Here is a 13,044-nt window from a genome sequence, read left to right on the forward strand (position 1 = left end):
AAAAATGCGGCCACTTGGCCGCATTTTTTTTATTCGTTCAAATTCTTTTCTACCGCATCTACCAGGCCTTCGGTGTACCGGTCGTCCGATAATTCCCAAAACATGATGCCGCCCATTTTTTTACGGCGCACAAATTTTGCCTTAGCATTGATAGATTCCGGGTCATCAAATGTGGCAAACAGTTTTTTTTCTTTATTGTATTGATACGGCGCTTTTGCTTTTTTATCCCAATAGTATTTAAAGCCGCTGGTATCGCTGAAGTAGGTATCAAAATTTTTGTAGGATACGCCCTGCAAAAATTCGCCGCTTTGGTACAGGCCATGATTGGTATCAGCCACATTTTGCCATACCCTGCCGTAAAATGCAGCGCCGGCAATGAGTTTACTGGCCGGTACTTTTTTATCCAGCAGCCAGTTGGTACATTTTTCCAGCGATTGCTGGTTGGGCATATAATCATTCAGTGGTGTGTGATGCCCCGTTACTTTGCTGTAGCCGCCCACCAGGTCGTAGGTCATCAGGTTGATGAAATCCATTTGCGGTGTTACTGCATCCCAGTCGATGGACTCCTGCAGGTATTGTGTAAAGCCGCCCGCTGCAAAACTCAATAACTTATCTTTTCCTATAGCTGCCCGCAACTGCTTTACCAATAGCGTAAAATTATTTTTATCCTGCGGCAGAAACTGGTGGCCGGGGTAGCCTTCTATGGTAGGGTACTCCCAATCCAGGTCCAGCCCGTCGATATCATAATCTTTTAATAGTTGCGCCGCTGTTTGTACAAAATTGTTGCGGGTGGCCGCTGTATCAAACAGGCCCGAGCAGGGGCCGCAGCCGCCCCAGCCACCTACCGATACCATTATTTTCAATTGCGGGTATTGCTGCTTTAATGCCACCAGTTGCTGCACGGTGGCCTGCTGTGCACTATCCCTGAAGGTGAGTGTATCGTGCTGCAGCTTTAAAAAACTGTATATCACATGCGTTAGCTTGGCCAGCGGGTATTGGTTTATATTATCGGCATTGCCGGTGTAGTAGGCTATTACTTTGTATTTATATTGGCTGTATGCGGTAAACTGTGACAGGAGAAAGGCTGCGATCAGGATCTTCTTCATGAATGGTTTGTAATTGATGTTGCAACACAAGTTACAATTTATACAATAGTTTAATTGTTAAACCATTGTAAGCGGGGAAGGGTGCACCATATAGGCGCAGTGGTACATGGTCAGACCCGGGGTCAGACCATGTGGATGATACACCACATAGGAACATAGGGAACATAGTTTATAGCCGCCTGCGGCGGCTTTTTGCATCACATGGTCTGACCCTCAGTCTGACCATGTGGTGGATGATGATGATGATCTGTTGCAGGGGACATAAGTAACGGTACCACATGTTCGCAGTTGGTCAAAGTCCAAGCGATTGCGAAGAAATGTGTTTTCTATGTACCCTATGTGCCTATGTAGTTTTAAAAGTGTGTGCTCCGGTTGCTTCCGCCTTTGGCGGCAGTGCCTCACATGGTCAGACCCGGTGTCAGACTATGTGAGGCACTGCCAGAACGACAAATTCTTAATTATTTTTTTTTCGGCTTAAAACAACGACCACTTTCCTCCTGCTGCCGCTCTCTTTGCGCCTGCGGGCCTTAGGTTATAAGTAAAGGTTGACAGAAAATACTGCGCCAGCACATCGCCTTTGGAAAAGAAGGCGGTGTTTTGATTGGGCGACATGTACACATTTTTACCCTGGTTCAATATATCGTTGGCGCTTATGCGCAATACTGCTCTTTCATCTTTAAAGAACGTAAAATTTACCGCAGCATTCCACAGGTATATTTTTTTCAATGACGGATCATCAAACATATCGTTGGAGATCAGGCGCAACCTGGTATCGAATATTACATGTTTTATATAACGCACTATTACCTCTGTGCCAACCGTTTGACTATATGTTTTGATATTTTCAAAACCAGCATTACTATTCTTTACAAAGCGGTAACTAAAAGAATACTCCTGGTTCAGCTCCAGCTTATCATCCCAATTAAATCCAATGCCACTCCAGAAATTACAATTCAACCTGTTTTGCAGGCTCTTAACGCCATTATAGTAAAAATAATTTTGAACATATTCCGTCCAGGTGCCAAAATTCCAGGGGATCATAAAATTCTTTGCATTCCTTTTATTCTGGTACAATCCAAAATTAGTGGCCACACGCTTATACCCATTTGCATTTACAGGATATATGGTTTGTATACCGCCCTGGTCCAACGCTATACTATCCACGATCACATTTTTCGATTGCGAGGCTTCAAACCACGACCATACACCCAAAGTGCTTTTAGGGCTGTAAGCGTTCAATGTAATACGTACCCTGTCTTGCAATGCCGGTTTAAGATTAGGGTTACCCAATCTTGTCATATAAGGGTTGCTGTTGTTCAATATTGGTACCAGGTAAGTGTAATAAGGTAACACTACATCCCTGTTGTACGAAAGCGATAATTTTTTATATACAAAATCAAACTGTGGCAGTACATTGCGCTGCTCCTGTACAATTGACTGGTTTAAGGAGTAGATATTGTTATCAAATTTTTGCGATTGATAACGTATACCTGGGCGGAAAGTAAAGTTTTTGTACCGGTATTCAATTCCGCCAGAAACGCTGTACTTGTTACTTTCCCTCGTAAACCTGCTGCTCAGGTCTTTGATAGGGTTACTGGTGTTATTTGCAAACGTGCCCACCCTGTCGTCCAGTTTTTCAAAATCGTATCGTGCACCCAGCCTGAAGAAAAAGTTTTTGATCAGTGGTTCGCTGTAATTACCGGCCAGGTTAGCCGTCCACGTTGGTATCCATTCGTTACGCAATTGCTGGTAAGCGGTATCTTTGCTAAAAGGCTGCAGGTAGGCAATGTCGGCATTGGTATAATCATCCCGGTCTCTTTTGTTCCATCCCATGTAATGCGTAATATTCAATCGCCGCCCTTTTTTGCTCCTGGATAGTTTGGTGAACATGATGTTGTGGCTATACATATTGGCTTTCAGATCACCCGTATTATTTACAAGCCCATTATTTAAGTTGCCCAAAAAATTATTGACGCCGCTTCTCACATCATTTTTTTCGGATGTGGTACGGGATATCACATAGTTTAAGCCAATGATGAGATTGATGGTAGAGTCGGGCTTTAAATTGGCGCCGGCCCCAAACACATGCGAATTACCGATCTCGGTATAGCGCTGGTTTGAAAAATTACTGATCACAGTATCCTCTTTATAGATCTCGGTCCTGTTCTCATTCTGCACATCGGTATGCACACGTCCATAAAAATATTGTCCATAGATAGAGCGCTTATTGCTGGGCGAATGATTGATGTTGATGCCTATACCATCGCTTTTTGTGATACCGCCGTTGCGTGATTCTCCTCCAAAATTGATATCATTAATGCTGAAGGAAGAACCGAAATTGCTGGTGTTGTTATTATTGTTAGAGTTGCCTCCCATCGTTTCGATAGAACGGCTGATACCCATTGTTTGCCGCATATCAGTTACACTAAAGCCCGGGCGGTTAAGATTATTGGAATAGCCCATTACACTTACCTGCAGTGTATCCCTGAACACATTTGCTATAGCGCCCACTTCGTACCGGCCACCCTGCGGCCCGCCACCACCACCGGCATAAGCTTTGCCAAACATGCTTTTCTTGATCCGCTTTTTTAATGTAAGGTTGATCACCTTGCCTACATTGTTCGCATTATCATCTCCATTGCGCAGCATCTCTTCTTTATCATCCATTACCTGCACTTTATCTATCACCTGCGAGGGTAAATTGCGGGTAGCCATCTTGGGGTCGTCACCAAAAAATGTTTTACCATCCACCAATATCCTGTTCACAGGTTTTCCATTCACCATGATATTGCCGTCTTTATCTACCTGTACACCCGGTAATTTTTTCAACAGGTCTTCTACCAGTGCATTGGGTAATGTTTTAAAAGCAGATGCATTGAATTCAACCGTATCCTTTTTAATTACAACCGGTGGCCTTTCGGCATATACCACCACTTCCTGCATTGTGGAGGAAACGGGCGACAGGTAAACATTGCCAAGGTCTACAACAGGCTGATCGCTGCTAACGGTAAATTCTTTCCTGTATCCAAGGTACCCGCTAAACGATACTACCACCCTGCATTTTACATCAAATGGTAATCCCGGAATTTTAAAATCACCATCGGGGTTGCTTAACCGGTAAGTAATAATGGCTGTATCGGCTGCTTTAAAAACAGTTACGGTGGCTAAAGAAAGCGGTGTTTTGGCGGTACTGTCTATCAGTTTTCCCTTGAGTGTTGCCTGCGAAAAGGCTGTTGTGCATAGGGTTACGCACAAAAAAGGCAATAAAATGTTTTTCATTTTTTAATTCAGTTGTTTAATGGCTATATTAAAATTGCTATACTATAATTAGTAGAGACAAGCTGATAGGATAAATGTTGCATGATAGTTTAGGTGTTCACAAAATGAGTTGGTGCAAGGCGGGGGGATTGCTCCCAGGTTTGGCAGCATATGTACATGGTCAGACCGGGGGGTCAGACCATGTACATATGCCGTTTGTTGTATTTCGACAAAGCTGAGTACCCAAACAACGGAGGAAAAGGTGCACCACATAGGCACATAGAGAACAGAGTTAATAGGCGCCTGCGGCGGCTTTTTTTTGGCGTAGGTGTTGCTGATGGTATTATGATCTGTTGCAGAAAAGAATAGTTACCGGTTCCGCATATTCGCTATTAATCAAAACCAAGGCGTGTGCGAAGAAACGGCTTGGCCTATGTATCCTATGTGCCTATGTGGTTTTAATAGTTCAGTTGCCTCCGCCTGCGGTGGCAATGCATCACATGGTCAGACCGGGGGGTCAGACCATGTATTGCCCATACGCCGTTTGTCGAAGCCAAGACGGCGGCAGCGGAGAGAATAATTATAAAACTTATTCCAGGATTACTTTCTTCAAATAATACATATCCGGGTCCACCTGTGGCAGGGTAGCGCTGGTGATAGTGATGGGCTTTTTAGAGAGCGTCATTTTTTGCACGCCCTTATCGGTTACAATATCCACAGGCAGTTCCATATCTATGTTGTCCAGCACCAGCCTGTATTTGTTTTGCCTTAATGTAGTTACATGCACTTCCAGCTTTTGCGTGGTGCGCAGGTAAAAGTTGAATAAGGGTTGCAGGTTTTTGCCTGATGCTTTGCTGAACAGTTGTTCCACATCATCAGTGCTTACCAGGTTATCGTAGGTGTATTGCGATGCGGTGGAAAGTTGTTTCAATGCAGGAAAAAAAACGTCATCGCCAATTACATAACGCAGCGTGTGCATAAAGAAGGCACCCTTGCTGTAGATATCGCCAATATAAGCCGATTCTTCATCAATATCTTTACCCTGTACCACCGGTTTTTTATTTTCTATACCAAAAGCTGTTTGTTTAAAATGATCGATATAGGCCTGCTCGCCACCCATCTCCCGGGTGTACAGTGCATCGCCATAGCTACAAATGCCTTCCTGTATCCAGTAATCGGCCCAGTCTTTCACCGTTACTTTATTGCCAAACCATTCGTGGCCAAATTCGTGGTTCATCAGCCAGTCGTTATCTACACCGCCAATTTTTTCGTAGCGGAATTTATTGCCGTAGGCATTCATGGTTTGATGCTCCATGCCGAGATGCGGTGTTTCAGCAATGGCTATCTTTTCCTGCACCCATGGATATTCGCCAAAATATTTTTCACGGACTGATGCTATCTGCGCCAGCACATCCAGGTGGTGCGCCGCTTTTGCTTCATCTGCTTTCAACACATAAAATTCCATGGGTACTTTATTGCCATTTACAGTAGTGTATGTTTTAGTTACCACTGCATAATCGCCCACGTTAAAAAGAATGCTGTAATTATTGATGGTGTACTTTGTTTTCCAGTAAAAGGTAGCAGTGTTTTTTTGCTTGGTTACTTTTTGCAATAAACCCGGACCAGCCACCACCAGGCCTTTAGGTACAGTAATGATCAGATCTGCACCTTCGTTCGGTTCATCGCTCGGGTGATTTTTACAGGGATAAAATAATTGTCCGCCTGCAGCTTCGGCAGTAATGGACATCCAGGGATGACCCAGTGTATCTTTTGTCCAGGTAAAACCATCTTCCCATGGTGGACGGGTGGCTACATGCGGCTTGCCGCCGTACTGTACTTTTACCGATGTTTTACCTGCTGCTACTGCAGTAGCCGGTGTAATGGTGATCAATGCATTGGTATGTGTAAAGGGCGCTTCTTTTCCGTTCACCCATATCTTGTCCACTTTCATATCATTCATCAGGTCGAAAAGCAATACCGGTGTTGGTTGCGATAATACAAAGTCGATAACGGTAAAGCCGCTGATGCTTTGCTTATCAAAATCCACCGCCAGGTTGATGGTGTAATGCCGGATATCCATAATGGCCTGCTCCGGTTTTAACTTACCGCCCGAGGTAAGTTCCTGCGCAAAATTTTTATTGAAGATGCAAAGGCATAAAAATAGCAGTGCTGTTCTCATAATAAATAGTTTGCTTAAATGTAGGGCTTTTTTGTAACTGCTGATAGTGATTATTGATGGAGCATAAAAAAGCCCTGCTGAAAGGTGCAGGGCTTGATGATTCATTTATTTTTTAGGTTCCAGTAGTTTAAAGAACTGGTCGAGTTGCGGTAATATCACAATTCTTGTGCGGCGGTTAGTGGCCCGGTTATCAGCTGTAGTGTTATCCACCACCGGGTTATATTCACCCCTTCCGGCAGCAGCCATTTTTGCAGGGTCAAGTCCGTATTGCTTTTGCAGTATGCGTACCACTTCGGTGGCACGTTTTACACTCAGGTCCCAGTTATCGGTCAGTACACCATTGGAGTAAGGAATATTATCGGTGTGTCCTTCCACCATAAATTCAATACCCGGTTGATTTTTTAATACTGCTGCTACTTTACCCAGTACTTGTTTTGCCTGTGCGGTTACTTCGTACTTGCCGCTTTTGAATAACAGTTTATCGGAGATATCGATGTACACCACACCTTTCTCTACTTTAATATTAATGTCTTCGTCCTGCATATTGCCTACAGCGCCTTTCAGGTTCATCACCAGCGCCAGGTTCAATGAATCTTTACGTGCAAGCGATGCCTGCAGGTCCTGTATATAAGCATCCTTGGAGCCAATATTATCCAGCGATTTTTTAATATTCTCTGCCTGTGCAGATGATACTACCGAAAGGTCCTGCAATTGTTTCAGCACCGTGGTGTTGTTTTGTTTTAGAAAATCCACCTGTTTGTTCAGGTCGGCAATCTGTTTGTTCAAATTGCTGTTATCCGTTTCAAGTCCTGCCTTCTGGCGCAGCAATTCATTTTTAGCGTCGTTGCAATTGGTATTATCTGTTTGCAGCTGGCTGATCTTTAGATCGGCGGCTGCCTGCGCATTTTTAAATTTTTTAGAACTAACACAGGAAAACAATGATACCGTTACTGCAATGCCGGCTACAACATACTTATTCATGATACAGTTTTTAGGAGGTTTAATTAATAGATCTTTATTGCGTTGCAAAGTTAGCCGCAATCAACTTTTAAAAAGATGGATAAATTGTTAAAGCTTGTGCTAACGTTGCAACATATCTTAAAACATGATGATTAAATCGCATAGTTCGTGCCAATTTTGCAGGAAAAAGGGCCGGCATCATTTTTATGCGATGTTGTTGTGATTATTTTTTTTAATTTAAAAACAAACAACATGCACTACAATCAGTCATGCGCCGCAAAAGGCAATCATTACGGAAATTCCGCCAGGGCGGGATTCATCCGCTCTATGCAAAGGGCTGCAGTAAACGTTTACAAAACCGACAACAGTTTTGAAATGCTGGTATTTGCTCCCGGCCGCATTAAAGAACATTTTCATTTGGATGTAAGTGGAAATGAGCTCACCGTTTCTTACACACCGCCGGAAGGTTTTCCCCGTCCTGAATGGATCGTAAGGGAATACAGCCGGGGCGGTTTTACCCGCACTTTCACACTCGACAAAAGCATCGACACCGCTGCCATTTCGGCCAAGTATGTGGATGGTGTTTTGCAGGTAACCCTGCCCGTTATACAAGGTAAGGAAGTGGAGAAAAAGGAAATAGTGATCAACTAAGCCGCGCAATTAAAAAAGTCTATCCAGCCTAAGGCTGGATAGACTTTTCTATATTCATTTCTTCAATGTTCGCTGGGTGGTGGCAGCACCAGTTGTGCATGCAGGCGCTGTAATGTTTCCAGGGCATTGCTGCATAAACCGGGATGTACTTTAGATGATTGCACAATAGTACTTCTCGCAGCCGTCAACCAGCGAAAGCGGGATGGCATGTCCAGTTTTGCTATCTCACCTGCCGATACATCACCTTTGCTTATTTTTTCAAATGCACATAAATGTTCGTACAGCGCTTTCATATCCAGGTAGCCGGCAAATGCACGCAGTCTTTCTTCATCTATAGTGAACAGGGTTTGTAAGAACTGTTCTTTTTTGCAATACAGTACCACCCCCACGTTGAGGAATTCTTCTCTTTCCACCCGTGGCACAATGCGTATCACTGCGTATTCAAATAAGTGTTGCTCCTGCATCCTGTGCTTGTTTTACAAATATGGATGATGACTGTATCCTGGTTATTAAAAACTGTAAATAAATGTTTCGCATTGCTTCGGCGCTTACATCAAAGGTATTTTCCTGCAACCATTCTGTTGGTATCAGATCAACAATTTCTTCCAGCCTTTCATTGGTAAGAATGGTTTTAAATGCACTATCTACCGCATCCAGTTCGCTGGCATAGGGCAGCAATACATGATCTTTTATTTGTGCAAAAGGTCTTTGCGCCTGCTCTTTCCAATCGCCGCCGGAATGATGAAAGTACAATGCAGCACCATGATCTATCAGCCACAATTCTTTTTTCCAGGTCAGCATATTGGTGTTGCGGGCAGTGCGGTCTACATTGGTCAGCAGTGCATCCAGCCAAACCACCTGCGATGCCAGTAATGTAGTGGGCGTACCTACTGCCGCATCAAAACTGATGGCCCCGGCCAGGTAATGCACAGCCAGGTTCAGCCCTTCGCTTTTGCGCAGCAGTTCCTGTATCTCTTCGTCGGGTTCGGTTCTGCCAAATGCACTGTCAAGATTGGCAAATACAATTTCGGGCACTTTAAAACCCAGCGCACGGGCTATCTCTCCGCCTACCAGGTCGGCTATCAATGCTTTTACACCCTGACCCGCTCCACGGAATTTGAGTACATACAAAAATCCGTCGTCCGCTTCTGCAATGGCCGGCAGGGAGCCGCCTTCCCGCAGGGGTGTTACATAGCGGGTTACATTTACCGTTCTTAATTCGTGATTGTTCATGCGCTGTTTCTGCTGCCGAAGGTAGAAAGAATAAATGTAAAGGATGCAAGGGTAAAGAAAAGGGATGCTGCATTGTATATGGTACCAATAAACAAAGCCCCATTACGGGGCCTTATTATTTATGTAGATGTACGTGTGCTTATAATCCTGCCATCTTATTCTTCAATGCATCTTTTACCTGTTGTGTCATTTCCAAATGAAAGCGGAATTGTGATAGTACTTCACCGGCCCATTTTTTCAACAAAATATTCTGGCCGTAATTCATTTCGTTCTCTATTTTAGTGATGGCCGATTGCTGTACCTGTGTTAATGCTGCAAGACTTGCTTCATCAAATTCATCCCCGCTTTTTGTCAGAAGGATCTTATACTGCTTTTGCTCCGGTAAAATGATCTTGTCGGGGATGATCACTTCCGATTCTTTGGCAAGATTGGTCAGGTCGTTGCCCGCCTGCCCATGATCGTTGATCACCATTCTTGCAATACTTTTTGTTTCTGGCTGCGATGCATTTTTCTGCATCAGCTTGCCCAGTTGTATAGATGCCGTGTTGATGGCAGTCATCTCTCTTACAAAGCGACCATCCGAACGTACATCTTCCTTTACGCTGTAATTATTCTGTTGTGGAGTAGTTTTTTCGTCTTTATTTTTTGAATTGCAGGCAGCCAGCAGTAGTAAGGCCGCCAGGCTTACAGTTAGTTTTGCTTTCATAACACATCGTTTAACATTTGTAGAACACAAAAAATAGTGCCAGAAATTGTTATACGTAGTGCAGTGAAAATACCCGCATTTTTGCGGCTTATTGCCGATAAATTTACCCGCCGGTGAGGAAAATAAGGAGCAGTTGCTTACTCCTCTTCGTCGTCGTCTTTAATAATTTGAGTCGCCGCATCCCATTCTTCCTTGGGTACTTCCTTACCGCCTACCAGGTCGGCCACCAGGGAAGTCCAGCCGGTTTGGTGGCTGGCGCCAAGGCCGGCACCGCTATCGCCATGAAAATATTCGTAAAAAAGCAGCAGGTCTTCATTACCGGGCTTTTTGTAAAACCAGTTGTAGCTGCCGTAAGATTTTCTTTCTCCCTTTTCGTCTTTTGCAAACAGGCTGATCACCCGCTGGGTAAGTAGTTCTGCAACTTCCACCAGGTTCATCATATTACCGGAGCCTACGGGGCACTCCACCTGTAAGTGATCTCCATAAAACTCGCCGTACTTTCTTATAGACCGGATGATGAGGTAATTGATGGGCATCCACACCGGGCCGCGCCAGTTACTATTGCCGCCAAACAGGTTGCTGGTGGAATCGCCGGGATCGTATTGAATGGTATATTTAACGCCATCGATGCTTACCGAGTAAGGATTGGCCTCGTGGTATTTTGATAAGGCCCTGATGCCTCCGCCGGATAAAAACTCTTCTTCGTGCAGTAAGCGGTTCAGTAAAAATATCAAACGGTCTTTCTGCACCAATGATATCAATATTTCTTCTCCATCTCCCCGCTCTTCATTGGGCCAAAAGCGGTTGTTCTTTTTCCGGTAATTCTCAAACCAGTTGATACGTTTCTTAAAATCTTTCAGCTTATCGAATATCTCTTTATCAATGGTGCTTACTGCAAACAAACTGGTTAACCCAACGATGCTCTGTATACGAAGTGGTAATGGATCTGCGCCTGCAATACACAATGTATCATAAAAGAATTTATCATCGTCATTCCACATGGCGTGGCTGTTCAGCGATTCGGATATCAATACAAAATGTTCAAAGAATTTAGTGGCCGTATCTTCAAATGCCACATCATGGCGGGAAATTTCCAGCGCCATATCCATCATATTCAGCGCATACATGCCCATCCAGCTGGTACCATCGGCCTGTTCCAATTGCATTTCGTTGGTAAAATGATGACTGCGGTTGAACACACCGATATTATCCAGACCAAGGAAACCGCCTTCAAAAATATTGTTACCGTTGCGGTCCTTACGGTTGATCCACCAGGTAAAATTGATGAGCAGTTTCTGGAATACCCTTTTTAAAAATACCACATCGCCTTCGCCATAGGTTTCTTTTTCCACCCGGTAAATTTCCATGGCCGCCCATGCCTGCACGGGGGGATTCACATCACTGAAATTCCATTCGTATGCGGGCAACTGTCCATCGGGTTTCATGTACCACTCCCGCATTACCAGTTGCAGCTGGTGCTTTGCAAATACCACATCCACCATGGCCAGCGATATACAATGAAAGGCGAGGTCCCATGCGGCATACCAGGGGTATTCCCATTTATCGGGCATGGCAATCACATCCTGGTTCTTTAAATGTGTCCAGTCGGTATTGCGGCCGTTCTGCTTGCCGCTGTTTACAGGGGTAATACCATCGCTGGTGGTCAGCCATCGCTCCACATCAAAGTGATAGTATTGTTTGCTCCATAATAAACCTGCGAGCGCCCTGCGTTGTATATTTCTAAGATCGGGCGTAGTATCGCCGGGCAATATGGTATCGTAAAAATCATCTGCTTCCTGCTTGCGCACGGCAAATACTTTTTCAAAGCCGAGTGAAAAAGGTTTATCATCGGCCCTTTGTGTAAGCCTGCAGTAAATGGTTTTGGTTTCACCCGCTTTTACTGACAGTTCGTATACCGGCGAAAACTTAGTGCCTTCATTTTTATTGCGCAGCTTCGCCCGGTTGTTATTGATCACGGCGTCATGAAACGCATCTTTGGTAAAAGGCGATGTATTGGCAGCGCCGTTCACTTTATTATAGTTGGTCTCGTTCTCGGTAAACAATCTGTCTGTAGGTGCCTGGAAATAAAAATAATAATTGCCCAGCCGGTGATGCTGCGCCAGCACCGATGTTTTATCTACATAGCTGATGTTAGGTTTGGGTTCATCTGGTGTAAATACCCAGCGGTTGTAAAACCATAGTGTAGGCAATACTGTTAGTGGCGCCTCTTTACTGCTGCGGTTGGTGATGTCTATTTTAATATAAATGTCGCAGGGGTTTTGCTTGGCATACGTAACTTTTACATCAAAGTACTCGTCGTTCTTAAAAACACCCGTGTCCAGTATCTCGTATTCCGGCTCCAGCTTGGTGCGGTGGCGGTTGGTGAATAAAAGGTCTTCGTAGGGAAATTCATTCTGCGGGTACTTGTACAGATATTCCATGTAATAGTGCGTCGGAATATTATCCAGGTAATAATACAGTTCTTTTACATCCTCGCCATGATTACCATCATAATTGCCTACACCGAATAAGCGTTCTTTCAATATCTTGTCCTTACCATTCCATAAGGTAACGGCAAAGCATAGGTTCTGAAAATAATCTGATATGCCGGCTATTCCATCTTCGCCCCAGCGGTAAGCCCTGTAGTGTGATTGATCAAAGGGGAGATAACCCCATGCATCGCCGTAATTGCCATAGTCTTCCCTTACGGTGCCCCATTGCCTTTCGCTCAGGTAGGGACCCCATTGTTCCAGTGGTATCGATTTTTCGCTGTTAACTTTCAGCCGTTGGTGTTCTGCTGTCATTTTTATCTTTTAGTACAACAATTGCTGCCATTATTTATGCTGGCAACATTTTCATGACAGGCAATCGTGAAAAACAACTATAAAAATAAAGAATTTAAAAGAGTTGAGAAAATCTGTCAGTAGTGAGTTGTCAGTGGTGAGTGAAGG

The 13,044-nt window shown here is 44.2% G+C and carries 9 protein-coding genes; 1 reads left to right on the top strand and 8 read right to left on the bottom strand.

Features of this window, described 5'->3' with window-relative positions; all coding sequences use genetic code 11:
* Positions 1-29 precede the first annotated feature (29 nt).
* The 4 genes from QM738_RS05420 to QM738_RS05435 form a co-directional block, all read right to left on the bottom strand.
* A complete protein-coding gene (locus tag QM738_RS05420) occupies positions 30-1,106 on the bottom strand; it encodes a glycoside hydrolase family 18 protein (RefSeq protein WP_462275658.1) in 1,077 nt (358 codons plus the stop codon).
* A 474-nt stretch (positions 1,107-1,580) separates the two neighbouring features.
* Positions 1,581-4,385, bottom strand: a complete 2,805-nt coding sequence (locus QM738_RS05425; protein ID WP_462275659.1) for an outer membrane beta-barrel protein — start codon at positions 4,383-4,385, stop codon at positions 1,581-1,583.
* A 568-nt stretch (positions 4,386-4,953) separates the two neighbouring features.
* Positions 4,954-6,543: a M1 family metallopeptidase gene (locus tag QM738_RS05430; RefSeq protein ID WP_462275660.1), complete on the bottom strand. Its 1,590-nt coding sequence runs from the start codon at positions 6,541-6,543 to the stop codon at positions 4,954-4,956.
* 105 nt (positions 6,544-6,648) lie between these two features.
* Positions 6,649-7,524: an OmpA/MotB family protein gene (locus QM738_RS05435; RefSeq protein WP_462275661.1), complete on the bottom strand. Its 876-nt coding sequence runs from the start codon at positions 7,522-7,524 to the stop codon at positions 6,649-6,651.
* A 231-nt stretch (positions 7,525-7,755) separates the two neighbouring features.
* Here QM738_RS05435 and QM738_RS05440 point away from each other — a divergent pair, with 231 nt between their 5' ends.
* A complete protein-coding gene (locus tag QM738_RS05440; protein WP_462275662.1) occupies positions 7,756-8,154 on the top strand; it encodes an Hsp20/alpha crystallin family protein in 399 nt (132 codons plus the stop codon).
* A 62-nt stretch (positions 8,155-8,216) separates the two neighbouring features.
* Here QM738_RS05440 and QM738_RS05445 read toward each other — a convergent pair whose 3' ends face one another.
* The 4 genes from QM738_RS05445 to QM738_RS05460 form a co-directional block, all read right to left on the bottom strand.
* Positions 8,217-8,618: a DUF3037 domain-containing protein gene (locus tag QM738_RS05445; protein ID WP_462275663.1), complete on the bottom strand. Its 402-nt coding sequence runs from the start codon at positions 8,616-8,618 to the stop codon at positions 8,217-8,219.
* Positions 8,596-9,387: a HipA family kinase gene (locus QM738_RS05450; RefSeq protein WP_462275664.1), complete on the bottom strand. Its 792-nt coding sequence runs from the start codon at positions 9,385-9,387 to the stop codon at positions 8,596-8,598. Before QM738_RS05450 ends, QM738_RS05445 begins: the two co-directional genes overlap by 23 nt.
* A 139-nt stretch (positions 9,388-9,526) precedes the next feature.
* Entirely contained in the window at positions 9,527-10,093 is a 567-nt protein-coding gene (locus QM738_RS05455; RefSeq protein WP_462275665.1) for a DUF4142 domain-containing protein, read from the bottom strand.
* Positions 10,094-10,230: 137 nt separating this feature from the next.
* Entirely contained in the window at positions 10,231-12,897 is a 2,667-nt protein-coding gene (locus QM738_RS05460; RefSeq protein ID WP_462275666.1) for an MGH1-like glycoside hydrolase domain-containing protein, read from the bottom strand.
* Between the last annotated feature and the right edge of the window lie 147 nt (positions 12,898-13,044).

Source organism: Ferruginibacter sp. (assembly GCF_049840995.1).
GTDB lineage: Bacteria > Bacteroidota > Bacteroidia > Chitinophagales > Chitinophagaceae > Ferruginibacter.

Bases quoted from the DNA above. Each gene is read 5' to 3' on its own strand.
- QM738_RS05420 (WP_462275658.1), bottom strand. From the start codon at position 1,106: ATGAAGAAGATCCTGATCGCAGCCTTTCTCCTGTCACAGTTTACCGCA.
- QM738_RS05425 (WP_462275659.1), bottom strand. From the start codon at position 4,385: ATGAAAAACATTTTATTGCCTTTTTTGTGCGTAACCCTATGCACAACA.
- QM738_RS05430 (WP_462275660.1), bottom strand. From the start codon at position 6,543: ATGAGAACAGCACTGCTATTTTTATGCCTTTGCATCTTCAATAAAAAT.
- QM738_RS05435 (WP_462275661.1), bottom strand. From the start codon at position 7,524: ATGAATAAGTATGTTGTAGCCGGCATTGCAGTAACGGTATCATTGTTT.
- QM738_RS05440 (WP_462275662.1), top strand. From the start codon at position 7,756: ATGCACTACAATCAGTCATGCGCCGCAAAAGGCAATCATTACGGAAAT.
- QM738_RS05445 (WP_462275663.1), bottom strand. From the start codon at position 8,618: ATGCAGGAGCAACACTTATTTGAATACGCAGTGATACGCATTGTGCCA.
- QM738_RS05450 (WP_462275664.1), bottom strand. From the start codon at position 9,387: ATGAACAATCACGAATTAAGAACGGTAAATGTAACCCGCTATGTAACA.
- QM738_RS05455 (WP_462275665.1), bottom strand. From the start codon at position 10,093: ATGAAAGCAAAACTAACTGTAAGCCTGGCGGCCTTACTACTGCTGGCT.
- QM738_RS05460 (WP_462275666.1), bottom strand. From the start codon at position 12,897: ATGACAGCAGAACACCAACGGCTGAAAGTTAACAGCGAAAAATCGATA.